Raw genomic sequence first — 21025 nt, forward strand, 5'->3', positions numbered from 1 at the left:
CGCCAATACTGGCGGCTATCGGTCCCAAGGCGGTCCAGGAAGATCAGTTACTGACGTTTGGTATCTCGGCAACCGATGCCGACGAGACAATCCCGGTGCTTACGACCTCGGCTCTTCCGACCGGCGCCTCATTTATAGATAACCTTGACGGGACAGGGACGTTCAGCTGGACACCAGACTTCACTCAAGCCGGTGACCACTTTGTGACTTTTTACGCCACTGACGACAGTGCGGCTGTTGATTCAGAAATAGTGACCATTGCAGTCGGCCAGGTCAACCTGCCGCCAATACTGGCGGCTATCGGTCCCAAGGCAGTCCAGGAAGATCAGTTGCTGACGTTTGGTATCTCGGCGACCGATGCCGACGAGACAATCCCGGTGCTTATGACCTCGGCTCTTCCGACCGGTGCCTCATTTATAGACAATCTTGACGGAACAGGGACGTTCAACTGGACGCCTGATTTCACGCAGGCCGGTGACCATTTCGTGACGTTCTACGCTACTGACGACAGCGCCGTTGTCGACTCTGAAGTCGTGACCATAACCGTCTTCCAGGTTAACGTGCCGCCGATACTTGCCGCCATAGGTCCTCAGTCGGTCTTTGAGGGTCAGTTGCTCACAATCGGCGTTTCGGCAACGGATCTTGACGCGACAATCCCGGTGCTTACGACCTCGACTCTACCGACCGGAGCCTCGTTTACGGACAATCTTAACGGAACGGGGACGTTCAACTGGACGCCTGATTTCATCCAGTCGGGCGACCACTTTGTCACGTTCTATGCGACTGACGACAGCGCCGCTGTGGACTCGGAAGTTGTCACGATCACGGTAGTCGAGGCCGGTAACCAGACCCCGGTTCTGGCCCCGATCGGTCCCAAGTCCGTGGCCGAGGCGGATCTGCTCAGTTTCTCGGTAAGTGCCAGCGATCCGGATAGCACTATTCCAGCCCTGTCAACCTCGACCCTGCCCGCCGGTGCGAACTTCGTTGACATCGGTGACGGCACGGGGACGTTCGACTGGATACCGGGCTATGACCAGGCCGGACCGCATGAAGTTACGTTCTACGCCGCCGATGGTTTTGCGGTAGACTCGGAGATTATCACGATCACGGTGGTTGACGTCAACCGTCCGCCGGTCGCAGATGCCGGTTTTGATCAGTTTACGGTGCCGGCTAACAGCCCGGTAACGCTCGACGGCACCGGCTCGTTCGATCCGGACGGCGATGTCATCACGTATCAATGGCTGCAGATCGGCGGCCCGGCGGTTTCGCTGTCCAGCGATACCGCAGCCATGCCGACGTTCACGCCGGGCATCCCGGATGATTACTTCTTTGAACTGACGGTCAGTGACGGCCCACTGTTCTCCGGGCCCGACACCGTGTTGATAAACGTCGTCAACGGCGCGCCGCCGCTGGCCGTAAACGACCTGGCCATTCAGATCGTCGGGGACAATATCGATCTCTCGTGGTCGGCCGTGTCCAGCGACACCTCGGGCTTTGCGATCACCGTGGACCGCTACGTGGTGTACCGCGGCACCTCGGCGTATTTCAACCCGACGCCGGCCGACTCCATCGGCGCCACGGACGGTGCTCTGCTTAGTCTGACGGATGACAACATCGGCGGTGTCAACGTCGTCGGCGACACGTTGAATCAGTATTTCTACGTGGTGCAGGTGGTCGATATCTATGGAAACCGTTCGGCGCCGTCAAACCGCGTCGGCGAGTATGATTACCAGCTTCTGGAGACCGCGACCACGAACTACAACCTGGTAGCAGTGCCGTTTGCCAACACGGGCATTACGACCGCGGATGACCTGATCACCGCCATCGGTTCGAGCAACGTGTTCACCGTCAACCAGTTTATCCCCGCGTCGCAAAGCTACCAGTCGCGGTTTGCCGCCGGTTTCGGCGTAAACTTTGCCGTCATCCCGGGTGGCATTTACCAGGTGAATGCCGCGACCGATACTCTGTTAAGCGTGGCCGGTGATATCCCGGACTCCGGAACCGTCAGTTACACGCTGATCACGACGGCCACGACGGACTTTGGGTTCATGATGATCCCGTTTGAATTGGAGAGCGATTTCTCGGTCGCTCAGGATGTCATTGATGCCATCCCGGGCGTTCTAAATACACTCAACAACTTCGTTGCCAGTTCGCAGAGCTACGTTTCGCGCTTTGCCGCTGGTTTCGGTACGAACTTTACGGTTCGTGCCGGCAAGCCGTACCAGGCAAATGTGGCCACCGATGGCACGTTTCCGGGACCGTAGGGAGTAGGTTGGTATGAAAAAAGTTGATTGTAACATATACGGAGGTGCCGCAGTGCGGTTTAACAGTAAGTACCTCAGGACGAGTTTATTTCCGGGACTTGTCTTCCTGATAGTGCTGACGTGGTCATCCTCTGCCTTCGCACAGGGCTCGATTTTCGGCGGCGTCAGCAACTCCGATGCCTCGACTCCGACCAACGGGGAGATCAGCTTCGTCGGCTTCCTCGATGACACCGACGAGGAGATCAGGATCGAGACCTCGGATGGGGCAGGGTACGACAACGGGAACTGGTTTGATGATTTCCAGAACTATCTGACCGAGGCCCCGTTCAACCCGTACGACTACTACTTCTACAATGTGGTCAACGGGGAGGGATATCACCTGTCGGGGTTGATTCCCAACAACTCCTTCCAGCAGGAAGACGTGACGCTGGCGCCCGACGGCTGGCCGGCCATGCCGGTCGGTCTGACCGGCAGTGCGCTCTCGTCCTCTCGTGTTCTGGTAGAGTGGAACGGCGTACCCGGACTGACCTACCACGTCTACCGCCGTCTGTCCAGCTCGAACGGCTCGTTCTTCAGGCTTGACAATGCCGCCGGAGATCTGGCCGATCCGGGCGTGACGGACAGCTTCTTTGTGGACAACACGGTTGACGGCGTCAGTTCATATGACTACTTCATCATTGCAGAGAACGCCTCGGCCGGCTATTCGCCGCACTCGGCCTTAATCGTGATAAACTCGGCGAGCCCCGTCGCTCCCGCCATTGCGTCTGTTGACCCGGACAACGGGCCGGCGGTCGGCGGCACGCCTTTCAACGTCTACGGCAGCGGGTTCGACCCGGGCGGCGTTTCCGTCCAGATCGGCACCTCCACTCCCGTCGCCGGGACGGTCATCTCGCCTTACCACGTCACGGCCACCACGGCGCCCGGCACTATCGGTGCCGCCGACGTCACCGTTACCAATGATGCCTCCAGTCTGATTTCGAATGCCCTCGCCGGGGCATTTACATACAACGCCAACGCCGTGCCGGTCCTGGCCGCAATCGGCCCCGAGTCGATCGACGAAGGCCAGTTGCTGTCGTTCGGCGTTTCGGCATCCGATCCCGACGGGACAATCCCGGTGCTTACGACCTCGGCCCCGCCGACCGGCGCCTCGTTTACGGATAACCTGGACGGCACCGGCACGTTTACCTGGACGCCCGATTTCACGCAGTCGGGCGACTACTTCGTGACGTTCTACGCCACGGACGACAGTCTGGCCGTCGACTCGGAAATTGTGACCATCACGGTCAACCACGTCAACCTGGCACCGGTGCTGGCGGCTATCGGCGGCCGGACGGTTGACGAGGGCCAGCCCCTGACGATTGGCGTTGCCACGACCGATGCCGACGGCACGATTCCGGTACTGACGACCTCGGCTTTACCGACCGGGGCAACATTCACGGATAATCTCGACGGTACCGGGACGTTCAACTGGACGCCGGATTTCACGCAGTCCCGCGACCATTTTGTCACGTTCTACGCTACAGATGACAGCGCGGCTGCTGACTCTGAGATTGTTACGATCACGGTCAACCAGGTGAACCTGGCCCCGGTGCTTGCGGCTATCGGTGCCAAGGCGGTTGCCGAGGACCAGTTGCTGACGTTCGGTGTCTCTGCGACCGATGCCGACGGCACGATTCCGGTGCTGACGACTTCGACTTTACCGACCGGGGCAACATTCACGGATAATCTCGACGGGACAGGGACGTTCAACTGGACGCCTGATTTCACTCAGTCCCGCGACCATTTTGTCACGTTCTATGCCACTGACGACAGTGCTGTCGTGGACTCTGAAGTCGTGACGATCACGGTCGGCCAGGTGAACGTGCCGCCGGTGCTTGCGGCCATTGGCGCCCGGACGATTGACGAGGGTCAGATCCTGGCGTTCGGTGTTTCGGCAACGGATGCCGACGGTATAATTCCGGTGCTGACAACCTCGGCTCTTCCGACCGGCGCCTCATTTACAGACAATCTTGACGGGACCGGTACGTTCAGCTGGACGCCTGACTATTCTCAGTCGGGCGACCACTTTGTAACGTTCTACGCCACGGACGACAGTGCGGCGGTGGATTCGGAGATCGTGACTATTACGGTTAACCAGGTCAACCTGCCGCCGGAGCTTGCGGTCATCGGCGCCCAGGTGGTCGACGAGGGTCAGTTGCTGACGTTCGGTGTGTCGGCGACCGATCCTGACGCGACGATCCCGGTGCTGACGACTTCGACGCTTCCGGCCGGTGCCCTGTTTGCGGATAATCTCGACGGCACCGGCACGTTTAGCTGGACGCCCGATTTCACCCAGTCCGGGCCGTACGACATTACATTCTACGCTACTGATGACAGCCTGGTCGTGGATTCCGAGTTGGTGATCGTCACCGTCAATCACGTGAATCTGCCGCCGGAGCTTGCTCTTATTGGTCCGCAGGCGGTCGCCGAGGGCGAGTTGCTGGCGTTCGTGACGTCGGCTTCGGACCCCGACGGCGATATACCGGTGATGACCAGCACGGCTTTGCCGGGCACGGCAACCTATATTGACAACGGCGACGGTACCGGCGCATTCAACTGGCAGACCACCTTCGCCGACTCCGGCTCCTACACGGTGACGTTTTACGCGACCGATGCCGTTGATCCGCTTGCCGTTGATTCCGAGGTGGTGACAATAAGTATTGGCGAGGTGGGCAACCACTCGCCGGTCCTGACCCCTATTGCCGACACTACCGTCGCGGAAGGCTCTAACCTGGCTTTCACGGTCACGGCGTCGGATTCCGATCTTGAGATTCCGTCACTTTCGGCCTCCGGCCTGCCGGCCAACGCCACCTTTACGGACAACCTTGACGGTACCGGCCTGTTCGACTTCAACCCGGATCTCACGCAATCAGGCGTTTATCCGGTCGTCTTCAAGGCCGTCGACGCCGCGCTCGAGGTCGACTCGGCAGTCGTACAGATCACCGTCACGGAGACGAATCAGCTTCCGGTGCTGGCCGCGATCGGCCCCCGGACGGTTCTCGAGAACGACACCCTGAGATTCCTCGTCAGTGCCACCGACGGAGACGGCACGGTGCCGCTCCTGACGACCGGTGTTCTGCCCGCCGGGGCGGTGTTCACTGACAGCCTTAACGGCAGCGGTTTGTTTGAGTGGGTGCCTGATTTCACGCAGGCCGCACCATACGACGTGATGTTCTACGCTACTGACGCCGTTTACGCGACTGACATTGATTCAGAGCTTGTTGTCGTAACCGTCGACGAGGCGGGTAACCAGCCGCCGGTGCTGGCGGCGATAGGGCCGCAGACGGTGGCCGAGGGCGACAGCCTGATTCTTACTATTACCGCGACCGATCCGGACGGGATTCCGCCGACTATGTTGGCTCTGGATGTCCCGGCTAACGCCACCTTCCTGGACAACGGCGACGGCACCGGCTTGTTCGAGTTCGGGCCGGACTTCTACCAGTCCGGACCGTACTCGGTGACTTTCATCGCCGATGACGGCCTGCTGGCCGACTCCGAGGTGGTCGATATCACCGTCAACGAGGTTGGCAACGTGCCGCCGGTCTTTGATCCCATCGCCGATACCACGGTGGCTGAAGGAGCGACCCTGGTCATGACCGTCAGCGCGGTTGACCCCGACGGCGGCACTATCTTCCCCGCCCTGTCGGTCAGTACCGCCCTGAACAATTACACCTTTGTGGACAACCATGACGGCACCGGAGCCTTTACTTACTCTCCCGACTTCGTGAGCGCCGGTGCAGATTCCGTGTTCTTCTTTGCCGTCGACTACGGGACTCCGCAGCAGAGTTCATCGGTCGGCATCGAGATCACGACCGCCGATGTCAATCAGCCGCCCGTGTGGGCCGAAGCCGGTCCGTTCGGCGTCTCCATCGGCGAAACCCTCGTGTTTACCGTGAGCGCTTCCGATACCACGGACCCGATTACGATACACCGTCTTTTCCTCTCGGTGCTGTCCACTCCGCCCAACGCCTCGTTTGCGGACAACGCGGACGGAACCGGAACCTTCACGTTCGCCCCGGACGCCTCGCAGGCGGGGCTGCTAACGGTCACCTTCCTTGCCGTGGATCTGGGCATTCCGATGCAGTCGGCGTCGCTGGCCGTGGACATTACGGTCGCGGTGGAGAACATTCCGCCCATACTGGATTCGATCGGTCCGCAGACGGTGGTCGAGGGTGACATTCTCCTGGTCAACGTGTCGGCCGCCGATCCGGACGGCCCGCCGCCGCAATTGCTCGCCGATAAGATGCCGAACAACTCCAGTTTCGACGATAACGGTGACGGCACGGGTGTCTTTACCTTCTTCCCGAACTACGTGCAAGCCGGTCTGGCCAGCGTGACGATAAAGGCCTACGACGGCTTTGCAATCGATAAAGAAGTTATCCTGATTCAGATATACGAGGCCGGCGACCAGGCTCCGGTGTTTGACTCCGTGCCGTCGGCGTCGGTCACTGAAGGCGAAACGGCGACGCTTGTCATCACCGCCTACGACCCGGACGAGATAGGTGTCAGTCTCTCCGCTGACGATGCCACCATGCCCGAGTTTGCCTCGTTCTCGGACGACGGTGGCGGTGTCGGTACCTTCACCCTGACGCCGTTGTTTGCCGATGCCGGCACGTACCCGATTGACGTGATCGCGGATGACGGCAGCATGGCCGATACCGTTACGGTCACCGTCACCGTCATTGAGGCCGGCAACCAGCATCCGTTCCTCGATCCAATAACCGCCGAGCAGACCATCCCTGAGAAGGCGACGGTGGCCTTTACCGTGACCGCCTACGACCTGGATGAGACCTTCCCCATCCTGTCGACCTCGCTGCTTCCGGCCAACGCCACGTTCACCGACAACAATGACGGCTCCGGTGACTTCTCCTTCACGCCCGACTTCGATCAGGAGGGCGTGCACGAAATCACCTTCTACGCCACCGATAACATCGAGACTGATTCGGCGCTGGTGACTATCACGGTCACGGACAATAACCAATTGCCGTTCGTTTACCCGACCGGCGGCCGGACCCTCTACGAAGGCGACACCCTCATCTACGAGGTTACGTCGTTCGATGCCGACGGCTCGACACCCTTTGTGGATGCGTTCCTGTCCGGTACGGCGGATTCGTTGCCGCCGAACATGACGTTTGTCGACAATCGGGACCTGACCGGTACCCTGACGTTTATGCCGGACTACCTGCAGGGCGGCCCGGCCAGCAACCCGGAGCTGTATAATATCGTGTTCAGCGTTGCTGACGAGCGGTATCCCACCGTGATCCAGACCTCCGGCACGGTGACCTTCCAGGTCATTGACCGTAACGCGCCTCCGGAAATCGCACTGCCTGACGGCCCCGGCCCCTATTCCGTGACGGAGGGAGCCACCCTCTCCTTTACCGTCGGGGCCACTGATCTCGATAGTTCGATGGATCCGTTGATTTTCGCCACCGACATACCGCCAAACGCCACGTTTGAGGGCACTTCGAGCATTAAGGAGTTCGTGTTCACTCCGGATTACACTCAGGCGGGCACCTATTTCGTGACGTTCTGGGCCTATGACGATGATGGTGACCTTGACACGGAGGTTGTGCAGATCGACGTGCTCGAAGCCGGGAACCAGGCCCCGGTCTTCACGTCCGTGCTCGAAGAGTTCAGAAATGTGCCGGTCAACACCCTGTCTCAGATTGTCGTGACCGCCGTCGATCCTGACCTGGATCCGGTGATACTGACGGCCGAGCCGATATGGGTGAACATGTACGCATCCTTTGTCGATGCCGGCAACGGCACCGGCACCTACTCCGTCATGCCTGATCCGCTCGACGTCGATTCCGTTTACCCGGTCAGTTTTGTGGTCACTGATCCTTCCGGTCTGACCGATACGATCACCACCAGCCTGAGGGTAGTGACGGTGCTCAGAGGCGACCTTGATGACAACAGCACCTATACGATGAACGACCTGGCCTGGCTGATCGCCTACCTGTTCCGGGATGGCCCGGTGCCGGCCACCGTGGAGGCGGCGGACGTTGACGGTGACGGCGACGTCAACGTCGGGGATGTCACCTACCTTATTAAATTCCTCTACTACTACGGTCCGGCGCCACCGAACTAATCGGTCGTCGGCAACTCCTCAGAGACTGCTCTGGCAGGACCGCCCCCGCAAGGGGGCGGTCCTGGTTTGGCTCCGATGGCCCCATCGAGGCCCCGGACCGCGCGGACCGCAGCCGAAACTTACCGCCGATGACGCGGCCTGCCGCAGAGTGCCTCCGGCACCCGGCGCCGCCGCCGGGCCGTGGTGAAGGCGGACTCTGAGCACGGCTGCCGGCCTGCAAACCGGCCGCCATTTGTCCCCAACCTTCCTTTTATTGGCCAGGCTCGGAGTTTTTTTATTGACTGCCCTGCCCGACGGGGGTATTGTTCGCCGGAGAAGCAATGTCTGCTTGAGGCAGGCCAATACCGCATGCGGTACGTGAGGAGGTGAGGCTTACTGAGACTAAGCTAAATGACGCTGAAATGGATTTTCAACTGAATGACGATGTGAATATGGATGGAGGCTCAGATCACATGAAGCTTAAATTGTTAATGGTCTTTTTTTCCATTTTGTTGCTAGCCGGAGCGGTTTCCGCCCAGGTAACGAGTGTGTCGATTGATACAGTGACTAATCTCTGGAACGTCGACACGCTTAAAGCCGGCGAAACCCACAAGGTATACATCCATCTGACCAACTTCAGTAGCTTCAGCTACAACGTCTCCAACGGTTTTGTCGTCTACTCGCCTGATGGCGCCGGTTGGTCCGGTCTTGCAGGCGGCTTTCTCCCGACGCTGACCAAGGCTGATAATTTCGATGTCGTTTACTCAATCAACGTCTTCGATACTGATGGTAGCAGGGACTCGGTCGGTTTCGCCGGCGCCGCGGGGGCGGATGGGGACGCGCTTTTTATAACCTTCGACGACACCGCGTGGACAGTGACCTTTACTACAAGCATCGAGGATACTACCAAGACAATCTGCATCGACAGTTGTGGTTTTGATCCGACTAACACATGGTCCTGGGCGCCTCGCCCCTCGGGCACGAAGATCAAACCGGACTGGTCGGGGCCGTATTGCTGGACGCTGTACAACGTTGTCACGGATGTACCTGACGGCGCGGCACCGCTGCCGGACAAATTCGCGCTGGCTCAGAACTATCCCAACCCCTTCAACCCCAAGACGGCCATAAAGTTTGACGTGCCGTATGAGACCCACGTCAAGCTGACCGTTTTCAACATGCTGGGCCAGGAGGTCATTACCCTGGTGGACGAGGTAGTGCCGCCGCAATTCGGCAAGCAGGTTGAATGGGACGGCCGTTCGGCTAGCGGCCGAACAGTGGCTTCAGGTGTGTATTTCTACAAGCTGGAGACCGACTCGTTCGTGCAGACCAGAAAGATGGCATTGCTCAAGTAACAACTTGGAATGAGCATCTTGGCAACCCCCCGTTCGCGGGGGGTTTTTTTATGCAGTAGAGACGACGAAGGCAATCCGGGCGGTGCGGGCAGGTTATGTTGCTTCATGGCAACGGGTTACAAGATTTTTATTGACATCATGGTCTGATTTAAGTATGATAATAACTCACCCTGCACTTGATGGCGTGTCGTAACCTCTTGATTTACAGGGAGTTATATGCTTGGAGTCATCGGTAACAAGTTCTCGATTGGCAAAGAAACGTACCAGCCCTTCGCGGCGGAACTGCATTATTTCAGAATCGACAAGCGGCACTGGTCCATCTGCTTTGAGCGGATCAAGCGAGCCGGATTCCGTATAATTGCCACCGCCGTGCCCTGGAATATTCACCAGGACGACTCCAAGCACATCGATTTCAACGGCTTTAATGATCCCCGTAAAGACCTCATCGTCTTTTTAGAGCTGGCCCGAGAGTTCGGCTTTAAGGTGATTCTCCGGCCCGGCCCCTGGGTGGGCGGACAACTAAGGCATGGAGGTCTGCCGAAGTTTCTGTTTAACGACATCAAGGTCTTTGCTCGTGATGCCCAGGGTCGGGAAATCAAGCTGCCGGACAGTTACGGGGTGGAAGGCGGCTTCCTGCCCAGTTACATGCACAAGACTTTTCAGTTTCACCTCAGGAGCTTTTTTCGGGCCCTGATTGAAACGACCAAGAACTATGTCCACCCGAGAGGTCCGGTATTCATGGTAGAGCTCGACTACGAGACTTCGTTCGGGCGGATACTCCAGCCGGACGGCGCTGACTTCAATCAGGATGTCCTTTCTGCCTACTACGGGCCGTTTCTCGAATCGATCTACGAGGATATCAAGAAGCTCAATGCCAGGTATCGGGAGAGAAATGCCGACTTTGCCGGCGTAGAGCCCCCCAGGCAGGTAGCAGGCCTGGCCCTGAAGGACTACCCCAAGGTGCTTGACTGGTTTCGCTTTCGTGAGCACATGCTCAGACAGTACCTCGAAATACTGGAAGATATTTTCAAATCCTATACGGTCGAGCCGCTCTTTTTCCGGTCGCTCTATTTTCAGTCCGGTGACCTGCTGCCGGCCTTCAACCTCGTTCCTGACGACAGATCACCCTTTCTGGGCGGCAATGTCTTCCCCGAAGGCACCTATTTCGACCTGGTGAACAAGGCGCGGTTTCTCAAGGCCGAGTATGGTTTTGCCTTTGCAACCTCCTTTACTTCCGGCATTGCCTCGTCCGACCCGGAGCGCGAGAGAGAGATATCACCCCTGAAGCCCAATGTGCGCCGGTTCTACTTCGCGGCCGGCCTAGCGGCCGGTTTCAAAGGGCTGAATCACTACATGTTTGTTGACCGGGACCACTGGTACGGGGCTCCGTTGCACAACGACGGTACGGTCTCGGAGGGTTACGAGACGGCCAAGAACTTCAATCTGGCCATCTCCTCGGTCGGGTTTGAAGAGATGGATGCCCGCCCTGAGATCGCTGTTCTCGGCAATCGTCTGTATTACTGGCTTCGCGAGACGGAGGGAGCCAAGCAGTTCGAGTACATTCGTCGCCTTATGGGCGAGTCCGTTGTCGGTTTCTGCCGGGATCTGCTGCGGCTCAAGCTGCCGTACGGTATTCGTGAGAACCGTGAATGGGACACCATGAGCCAGTTCAAGCTGCTCTTCGTTCCGACCGCCGAGATTATGGCTCAGAGGGATCAGGAAGCCCTGGTCGAACTGGCCAAATCCGGCGTCACCCTCGTGCTGTGCGGTCTTATGCCGAAGTACGATGAGAATTTCAGGGACTGTCAGGTGTTGGCCAATCACTTCCGCATCAAGACGACGGTTGACTGCCGGATCGGGACGATCGCGCACAAAACTGATTCGTTCATCAGCAACGTGTACGGCTCCATTCGCTCCGTCGACGACGCCAAGGTCAGGAAACTGTGCAGATCGGAGAACAAGATCGTAGGCGTCTGTTCCACCCGGGCCAAGGGACATGTTTACATGTTCAGCTTCGACGTCGCCTCCGGTGGAAATCACAAGAAGCTCTCCTTTGTGGAGTCGATCCTGGCCGGAGAGAAAATCACCAGCTACGTTCAGTGCAATGACCCCTCGGTGGATGTCTCCTTTCAAATGGGTGCCAAAAAGGGCATTCTGTTCGTGGTTGTGCCCCCCCCGGGAGAACTGTCGGACGGTCTGGATTCCCAGCGCAAGGAAGTGATTGTCCAGGCGGACCTCAAACGGCTCGGTTTCTCCGCTGCTAAGCTCAAGCTGACCAACATCCTGCAAGGCGAAGAGGCCAAGCCCATCAGGACCACCGCCCACGATCTCAAAGTCGGTATGCCGTTGGAGGTTGACTACCCCGATGGTCTCATTTTCCTGGTTGAGAAGCGGTAGCATACCCTCACCGCCGGCCGCCCGCAGCCTCTCGTTGTCCCGGCTCCGCCCGATAAAGCCTGCGGTGCATAACTGCCTGCCTGCTTTGCTTTTGCTCCTGGCAGCAGTCACCCTGGCCTGCAATTCCGTCAATGTCAGCCCGCTGTACCGGCATGGGGCTGTCGCGACCACCTCGCCGGTCGCCTCTGAAGTCGGACGCCAGGTGTTCATCGACGGCGGTAACGCCTATGACGTTGCCGTGGCGGTGGGGTTTGCGCTGGCCGTTGCTTACCCGCAGGCGGGCAATCTTGGGGGCGGCGGCTTTGCCGTGGTGCGCGACGGCCGTTCCGGCCGGATTCAAGCTCTGGATTTCCGCGAAACCGCCCCCGGTTCCGCCGACGAAACCATGTACTTGGACGATACCGGTGCAGTCATACCCGGCCTGTCCACCTATGGGGCCAGGGCCTGTGGCGTGCCCGGAAGCGTAGCCGGTCTTTACGAACTCTGGAGAGATCGCGGCGCTCTGGAGTGGTCCGATCTCGTCCTGAGGGCGGCCCGGTTGGCCGATACAGGCTTTCTTATCGATGAATTCCTGGCTGGGGCTCTAAGCTCTTATCGTGTCGAACTCTCCAGCTTTCCGGAGACGGCGGCGATCTTTCTGCCCGGCGGGGCCCTGTTGAAACCCGGGGACAGGCTGGTGCAGAAAGACCTGGCCCGAACCCTGTATCGGATAGCCGAGGAGGGCCCGGGCGCCTTCTACCAGGGTCCCATTGCCGTCCTCATAGACTCCTGCATGCGCCGTCACGGGGGCCTGATCACCCTGTCCGACCTGCAGAGCTACGTTCCGGTCTGGCGGGAGCCGGTTCACTTCGTATTTGACTCCCTTGACGTCTACTCGTCACCTCCTCCGAGTTCCGGTGGTATTGCCGTCGGCCAGATCCTCACGCTCCTCGAACCGTACGACTTCTCCCGGTACAATCCGGCGTCGCCCGAGTACATGCACTTGTTCTGTGAGGCCTCGCGACTCGTCTTTGCCGACCGTGCCGAGCACCTCGGGGATCCGGGATTCTATGACGTCCCCGAGGGCCTTGTAAGCGAGGCCTACCTGGCCGCCCGACGCGAGCTGATCCAGGCCGGGCGTGCCGGATCGTCGCAGAACGTTGCGGCCGGACGCCCCCCGCACGGTGAGTCCGATGAGACGACGCACTATTCAGTATGTGACGGCGATGGTAACATGGTGGCGGTCACGACGACAATAAACACGAGCTTTGGGTCGAAGCTGGTGGTTGAAGGGGCCGGGTTTCTGCTCAACAACGAAATGGACGACTTCGCAATCAAGCCCGGCTTCGCCAATACCTACGGACTGGTCGGCAGCGAAGCGAACAAGATCGAGCCGGGCAAGCGGATGCTGTCGTCAATGGCCCCTACGCTGGTGCTCAGGCAGGGCGAGCCGTTCCTGATCACGGGTTCGCCGGGGGGCTCGAGAATCATCACCACGGTGGCGCAGAGCATATTGAACTACACGCGATTCGGGCTGCCGCTGGCCGATGCGATCGCGCGGCCGCGCTTCCACCATCAATGGTTGCCGGACGTCGTTTACCTGGAGGAGGGCGGGTATGACGTCGCGGTCATGCAGACGTTGATCAAGTATGGGCATAATCTCGAAGAGCGGTCGGCGTACGGCGACCTGCAGATGATAGCGGTGGATGCCGGCGGTTTTATGCAGGCGGCGTCGGATCCGCGCCAGGGCGGCGCTCCGGCCGGTTACTGAACCGGCCCGGGTTGCGACGGCCCTGCACCTTGCACGGACGCCTCTGTCCCCTGATTGGTTTGGACTTCCGCTTTGCGGCAGTACTTGATCCCCAGCAGGATAGCCCCGGTTCCGGCGATGGTCACCAGCAGATACAGAAGGGTGCCGACGTACGGCAGCCAGAAGACCAGGGTGAGCACTATCAGGCCAGAGAAGAGCGACGAGGCGTTCAACAGCTGACTGTCCGGCCTGGCCAGTTTCTTTATGACGAAGCCGACCAGGAACGCCACCACGATGGCGCCGGAATACAGGATTATCCCGCCGGACACCGTCGCGAAACTGGTGATGGGGATCAGTAAAATCGACACGATCAGCAGGAGAGAGCCCGGTATCACCAGGTCGCTGTGGATGAGAACATACCCGATCACCGCAGAGCCGACCGAGGCCAGGAATGCGACCACGCAGACGCCGAGAACCAGAAGGCCCAGGAAGCCGGCGGCCAGGGAGACCGTCATTCGATGCCTGAGTTGATCGACCGCCTCTTCAGCGTATGGGCGGAACAGCCGGACGACTATAACGCCGAACAGGAACGCCGCCAGAAGACTTGAGCCCTTCAAGGTTATCCTGGTGAAGAGGCTTGTCTCCTCCTCTTTTTTCTCCGGCTGTTTCCAGGTTGTTGCGCCGACGATCGTCACGCCCGTAGTGTCAATGGTGAGCTGCTTGCTCGACGTGTACACGAGGTTTCCCTCAATGAACGCCGGGGGGGAGAAGACAATCCGGTCACCAGTGAGCACAACGTCGCCCTGAATGAGGCCGGCGATGCTGATCCTGGGGCCGGTGATCCGCACGTTGCCGTTGACGACACCGTCGATGCTGACGTCGTTTCCGTAAAGGTTCACGTCTCGCTCGATAACTGACCCCTTGCTCAGCCGGATGTTGTCCCCTGCGGCGATCAGTGAACCATCCACCCTGCCCTTGATCCTCACGTATTGGGCTAAGACCCTGAGTGAGCCCCCGACGTGGCCGGAGTGATCGACGCTGCGGGCGAACAGGTTGGCTGAACGCGTGACCGTCCCCTGGAGGAGGCAATCGTATACAAAAGCCGTCAGGTCGCCCTCGATTTTGCCGTCGACGCGCACCTGCTCACCAAAGGCATAAAAGTCATCCTGGATCGTGTGCAGGTTGGAAATGTGAATGTCATCGCCGGATTCAAACACGGACGCCGCGAGTTGCGCCGGCAGCATCAGTGTCACGGCCAGAACAAGTGTGCGAAGGCGAGTGCAGCCTGCCGCTTCAGAACGGATCGACATCGTTAGCTTCCCTCCCAAGGTCCAATTGCCGATACGAATGCACCATCGTAAGGTTGCCGGTTTGCCCCCGAAAATCAACTTAAAAAGTTTGCCGTTGTTACCTCGTTCCTTCCATGTTATGTTGGAAGTGATACGCCGCGGGTCGCGTTTTTCGGTGACGCGATTCATGCTGAGGCGGTCGTAAAACCGACCGGGTTTGACAGCAGGTGCCATGAACGTTCTGGCTTATTTCCTGGCTGCGGTGCTCTGTTTTGCCGTGGCTCTCCGTTTTTACGCTCGCTATATCGGGCGTTCGCTCGGAGAGATGCCGGATCGGAAAACTCCCGCCGTCGAGATCAATGACGGCAGAGATTTCGTTCCCACCCGGCCATCAGTGCTGTTTGCTCACCACTACTCCACGATTGCCGGCGCCGGTCCGATCGTAGGCCCCACGCTCGGCATCCTTTACGGCATCGGGCCCGCCTGGATGTGGATCGTGCTCGGGGCGATATTCATTGGCGGTGTTCATGATTTCGTCGCGCTGTTCGCCTCCATTCGCGAGCGCGGCAGCTCGATGGCGGAAATCGCCAGAAAAGCCCTTGGTCCCGCCGGCTTTCTGCTCTTCATGATCTTTACTATCATCCTGATTATCCTCGTTACCTCGGCCTTTCTTTCGTTGACCGCAATATCACTGACCTCGCTCCGGCCGCTGGCTGACCTGGGACTGTCGGAGGGCCAGACCATGTTGCGAACCACCGTCATAAACGGTGAGACGCACGGCATCATCGGCGGCATCGCCTCCATGTCGGTCATCATAATCACCGCCCTGGCACCGCTTCTCGGCTACCTGGTTGTCAAGCGCGGCATTCCCACCTGGCTGGCCTACCTGTTGGCCGCACTCATCTGCTTCTTCTCCGTGCTGGTCGGACTGCGGGTGCCGGTGGCGCTGGATCCCGGGGTGTGGATGGTTCTGATTGCCGTGTACACGCTTTTTGCCTGTCAGGCTCCCGTCTGGTTCATTTTGCAGCCGCGCGATTTTGTCAACGTCCAGATCCTGTACGCCGGAATGGCCGCGATGATAGTCGGCGTTGTCATCTCGGGCGCACAGGGGTTGCAGGTCTCTTTCCCCGTGGCCAACCTCGCGGTCGGCCAGGCCAGGATGGGTCCGGTCTGGCCGTTCCTGTTCATTACCATCGCCTGTGGGGCCATTTCCGGTTTCCATGCTCTGGTAGCGGGCGGAACGTCGTCCAAGCAGTTGGCCAGGGAACCGCAGGCAAGAACTATCGGGTACGGCGGGATGCTCCTCGAGGGTCTTCTGGCCGTTCTCGTTCTCGTGACCATCGGATCGTCGCTGGGCTACGAAAACTACATGGCCATCACCTGGCCGGAGGGGAAACCCGGCAACCCGATCCTGGCCTTCGCCCTGTCCATGGGCCATCTGCTTCATTCATCGGTGGGCCTCTCCATGGCCTTTGGAACCGTCATGGGTATCCTGATCGTGGAAGGTTTTCTGATCACCACTCTGGATTCCGCAGTGCGCCTGAACCGGTACCTGTTCGAGGAGCTGTGGAAGACAATCATGGCCCGCCCGCCGTCTATTACGAGGAAGTTCTGGTTCAATTCCGGGCTTTCGGTCGTTCTCATGTTGTTGCTGGCCTGGAATCAGGGTTACAAGCTGATCTGGCCGCTGTTTGGCTCCACCAATCAGCTTCTGGCTGCGCTGACCCTGATCGCTGTAACCGTCTGGCTGCACCGGGCCGGAAAGAGTTTCTGGTTCACTCTCGTTCCGGCCGTCGTAATGCTTGCAACTACAATCGCATCTTTGACTTACTCGCTCATAGCGAAGTACCTGCCCGGAGGGAACACACTCCTGGCCGTGACCGACATGGCTCTGCTGGCGCTCTCCATCGGCGTGCTGGTCTTGTCCGTAAGGTCGTTTGTGCGGGTTGAACTCAGCGCCGATCCCCCTGTATCCTCCTAAGACCTTTGCACTCAATAAACAAAGCACCGGTCCGACCGATATACGAGGTAGGACGGGGTAAACCGCGCATGAAGTTCTTCATGGATCGGAACAGAACGCTGCTGCCGCGCGTCGACGTCATTTACCTTCTGACCCGGATAATGACGCTGGTGGGCGTGGTCTGGTTTGCCCTTGTCGGCGACCATCCGATCTATGATACTCGCATATCTCTCATTGTGGTAGTCACCTACACGCTTCACCTGGCCGTGTTCGCGGCGGCTATACGCGGTCGCTTCGACCTCAAACTCGCCTACCTCTCGGCCATCATCTACGACATCCTTTCGGTGCCGTTGTTTGTTCACTACACGGGCTCGGTGTTCTCGGCGTTCTATCTCGTGTTCTTCCTGACGGTGTCGGCCGCAGCTTACGTGCTGACGTTCTGGTTCGCCATGGTCGTGATCATCATCGTCACCCTTGCCTACCTCGCCATCCTCTTACCGGACGTGACAATCGGCGTTCTGCACACCATCTCCATGCGAATCGGCTTTTTGTGGGTCTGGTTCCTCGCCATATCATACGCCTCGGACTACCTGCGACGTTCCGAACGGCGGCTGCTCAAGCTCTTTGATACGCTCAACATGCGTACTTCCGAGCTGGAGAAGTCCCAGGCCCAACTGGAGATGAACTATGAGAACACGCGCATTCTGGCCTCCATACTGAAACCCGACGCGGTGGTAACGGAGATCATGCGGATCATGGGCTGGCGACTGCAGTTTGAGCACTTTGCCGTCATATTTCAGAACAATGCCGGAGCCTTTTACTACCGGGCGCGCTCCGTGAACGGCCACAACAACTTCCACTTGAAAGCCATCGATGCGGCCAGGAGCGAGCTTATCCGGAAGGTGTGCGAGCTTGATGAGCCGATTCGCATCAAGAACCTTGCGGACCGCGACGACTACGTCCCCGTCAAGGAAGGCGCCCGGTCGGCCATAATCGTTCCGTTGACGGCGCACGGCAACATGCAGGGCCTGCTTATCACCGAGTCGTGCGCCGAGGATGCGTTCACGGACAAGGACGTGCAGACGCTGACAATCGTAGCCCGCTCGGCCGCTCTGGCCCTGGAGAACGCCGAACTGCACAGGCGGACGGAGGAACTGACCATCATTGACGACCTGACGGATACCTACAACTACCGGTACTTTGTTCAGAAGCTCCAGGAAGAGCGGAAACGTGCCATGCGCTATAACCTTCCCCTGTCAATCATCATGGTGGATATCGACTGGTTCAAGAAGCTGAACGACAGCCACGGGCACGAGGTGGGCAATCTGGTGTTGACAGAGCTGGCTCGGGTCATCAAACGCTGCATTCGCGACGTGGACGTGTTCGCGCGCTACGGTGGAGAGGAGTTCGTTATCATACTGCCGCAGACGGCCCAGGTCGAAGCTTCCGTCATCGGTGAGCGAATCCGCCAGCAGGTCGAAGAAACCGTGGTCGATTCCGGGCCGACCGGCAAGGTGGGCATAACGGTTTCAATCGGAGTCAGTTCATATCCGGAAAACGGTAAATCAGCTGAAGACCTGGTGTCAGTCGCCGACCAGGCCCTGTACCGTGCCAAAGGATCGGGCAAGAATCTTGTATGTATAGTGTAACGGAAATTGATTGAAGTACATAGAGGGGTTATACTGACAGGTGGTTACATGGATCAGCTATTAGAGAAAATCGGCCAGCTGTTCATCATCGGTTTTCCCGGTGAGGCGCCGCCTTCGCGCTTTCTGGATTTCGTCTGCGAGAGCCAGATTGGCGGTGTTATTTTGTTCGAGGAGAACTGCCCGACGCACCTGCAGGCCAGAGAGAACATCGAACGTGTCCAGGCATTCCTGCCGTCGGCCATGCCTTTCGTCGCCGTAGACCAGGAGGGCGGGCGGATTTGCCGTCTCCGTGGTGCTCCGGCGGAACTGAGCGCGCCGGCCGACTACGGCAAGCGCAACGACCTTGAGCGTTTCCGCGAGGATTACTCTCGCTCTGCCGTCTACATGGCTTCTCTCGGCGTAAACCTCAATCTGGCCCCGGTGGCCGATATTCTTCTCCAGCTGGACAACCAATGCCTGAAGGGTCGGTGTTTTGGGGATACGCCGGAGCAGGTCGCTCTGTTCGTCAGGGCGGCGGTCGAGATTTCGAGGTCGAAGGGTCTGTACTCCTGTTTGAAGCACTTTCCCGGCCTGGGCGCAGCGACGGTCGATCCGCACGAGGCCACGGCCACTGTTGATTACGATCGAATCCTCTGGCAACAGCGTGAGAGACTCCCGTTCGAGGCGGGCGTCAAGGCGGGGGCGGATCTTCTTATGACGACGCACGTGATTGCCCCCCGGCTGGACTGCGAGATAGTGACGGGCTCAAGCCGCGTGATTTCACAACTGGCGCGTACGGAACTCGAGTTTGACGGTCCGATCATGACCGATGATTTGACCATGAAGGGAGCAGCTTCCCTTGGTTCTTACGGCGAGCGGGCCGTCAAGGCGTTCAACGCGGGACATGATTTGCTGCTCTTCGGCCGGGACTACGAGGCGGCCATGCAGGCGTACGAGCACTTTGTGAAGGGCTGCCGGGGCGGTGACGTGTCCGCCGGACGCCTTGAGGAGGCTTTGAACCGCGTGGCCGGGTTGAAGTTCAAACTGGGGCGTTCTGTAGTTCACTGACATGTCTCTGCAAAAAACCCTGGCGAAAAAAACGCTGGTCATAATCGGCCTGAATTCAGGCACTTCCGCCGACGGCCTGGATATGGCCGCCCTTCGCTTTGCGCAGTCCAGGCGCGGCACCGCCATCGAACTGCTCGGCGGGCGCACCCGGACCTTCGATCCTGACCTGCGACGAGCGATCCTGCGGACGGCCGACGCCGCTGACGTTACTTTCCGGCAACTGATTCATCTGGACAACATGCTGGGCATGTTCTTCGGCCGGACCGCCGCCTCCTTCGTCAGGTCGCTGGCCGCCAGGGGCGTGGTCGTGGACGCAATCGCCTCACACGGGCAGACTGTCAGCCATCTTCCGGGCAAAACGAAAATCGGGAAGTACTCCGTCCACGGAACCCTTCAACTGGGGTCGCCGGAGCAAATCAGCGCTCTTACCGGCAAACCGGTGATCGCCGATTTTCGGCAGGCCGACGTAGCCCTGGGAGGCGAGGGTGCCCCGATAACCGTCGAGGCTATGCGCCGGCTGTGTGCGCACCGCAGCGAACCGCGCCTGATTGTCAACATCGGCGGTATGGCCAACTACTTCTATTTCCCGACCGGGCGGAACCACACGAACGTGCGGGCGGCCGACTGCGGGCCGGGTAACGTCCTGTGCGATCTGCTCAGTCGGCGCCTGTTCGGTGAGAAGTATGATCGCTCCGGGCGGCGCGCCTGCTCGGGGACGGTTTCCGATACGCTGCTCGCACGCCTGCGCCGGCAGCGTCCCTTCCGGGAGTTGCGGCCTTCCGTCGGCCGGGAGGACTTCGGCCCGAAACTCGTTGCGCGCATACTTCGGCTGGCCGAGCGGCTTGGCCTGGACAAGTCCGACCTGATGGCGACCGTGGCTGAACTGACAGTGGCCTCGATCGTCAAGCGTGTGCGTCCCATTATCCGGCGAGATGCGGGCGTGAGAAAATTATATTTGACTGGCGGGGGGTCACGTAACAAGTTCTTTATGCAGCGCCTGCAAGCCGTCCTGCCGGGCGTTGGCGTGAGCACGGTCCGGGACCTGGGTCTCGATCCGGATCTTGCGGAGGCAGCCTGCTTTGCCGTATTGGGATACGCAACGCTGCGCTCTGATCCGATGCCGACGCGATTTGACGGACGCCGACGCCGGCCGCTCCGGCCGATTCTCGGGAAGATTGTGCAGCCGCCGCAAAAAAACGTGAACCATGGCTGACATCGGGACAGGACGC

Annotated in this window: 10 protein-coding genes; 9 read left to right on the plus strand and 1 reads right to left on the minus strand. The window is 59.3% G+C overall.

What is annotated here, in order from left to right:
* From VMY05_05580 to ggt, 5 genes are all read left to right on the plus strand, one after another.
* On the plus strand, window positions 1–2264 hold a 2264-nt coding region (locus tag VMY05_05580), incomplete at its 5' end, for an Ig-like domain-containing protein (protein HUV30540.1).
* A gap of 13 nt (window positions 2265–2277) precedes the next feature.
* A complete protein-coding gene (locus tag VMY05_05585; GenBank protein HUV30541.1) occupies window positions 2278–8394 on the plus strand; it encodes an Ig-like domain-containing protein in 6117 nt (2038 codons plus the stop codon).
* 527 nt (window positions 8395–8921) lie between these two features.
* On the plus strand, window positions 8922–9725 hold the full coding sequence (locus tag VMY05_05590; protein HUV30542.1) for a T9SS type A sorting domain-containing protein: 804 nt from the start codon (window positions 8922–8924) through the stop codon (window positions 9723–9725).
* Between the two features lie 216 nt (window positions 9726–9941).
* The gene (locus VMY05_05595) at window positions 9942–12122 is read left to right on the plus strand and encodes a beta-galactosidase (protein HUV30543.1); all 2181 of its coding nucleotides are present in this window, start codon (window positions 9942–9944) and stop codon (window positions 12120–12122) included.
* Between the two features lie 91 nt (window positions 12123–12213).
* Entirely contained in the window at window positions 12214–13872 is a 1659-nt protein-coding gene (gene ggt, locus VMY05_05600) for a gamma-glutamyltransferase (GenBank protein ID HUV30544.1), read from the plus strand.
* Here ggt and VMY05_05605 read toward each other — a convergent pair.
* Window positions 13866–15161, minus strand: a complete 1296-nt coding sequence (locus VMY05_05605; protein ID HUV30545.1) for a hypothetical protein — start codon at window positions 15159–15161, stop codon at window positions 13866–13868. The two genes, ggt and VMY05_05605, sit on opposite strands and share 7 nt — an antisense overlap.
* Before the next feature lie 211 nt (window positions 15162–15372).
* On the opposite strand from VMY05_05605, the gene VMY05_05610 reads away from it, so the two are divergent.
* The 4 genes from VMY05_05610 to VMY05_05625 all read left to right on the plus strand — a co-directional run bounded on the left by VMY05_05610 (window position 15373) and on the right by VMY05_05625 (window position 21009).
* Window positions 15373–17121, plus strand: coding sequence for a carbon starvation CstA family protein (locus VMY05_05610; protein HUV30546.1), 1749 nt, complete (start codon window positions 15373–15375; stop codon window positions 17119–17121).
* Between the two features lie 80 nt (window positions 17122–17201).
* Complete coding sequence (locus VMY05_05615) at window positions 17202–18749, plus strand: diguanylate cyclase (protein HUV30547.1); 1548 nt, start codon at window positions 17202–17204, stop codon at window positions 18747–18749.
* A gap of 48 nt (window positions 18750–18797) precedes the next feature.
* Window positions 18798–19796 (plus strand): glycoside hydrolase family 3 N-terminal domain-containing protein, encoded by a 999-nt coding sequence (locus tag VMY05_05620; GenBank protein HUV30548.1) that lies wholly within the window; start codon window positions 18798–18800, stop codon window positions 19794–19796.
* Between the two features lies 1 nt (window position 19797).
* Complete coding sequence (locus tag VMY05_05625; protein HUV30549.1) at window positions 19798–21009, plus strand: anhydro-N-acetylmuramic acid kinase; 1212 nt, start codon at window positions 19798–19800, stop codon at window positions 21007–21009.
* Window positions 21010–21025 lie beyond the last annotated feature (16 nt).

The organism is Acidobacteriota bacterium (genome assembly GCA_035529075.1).
GTDB lineage: Bacteria > Zixibacteria > MSB-5A5 > GN15 > FEB-12 > DATKXK01.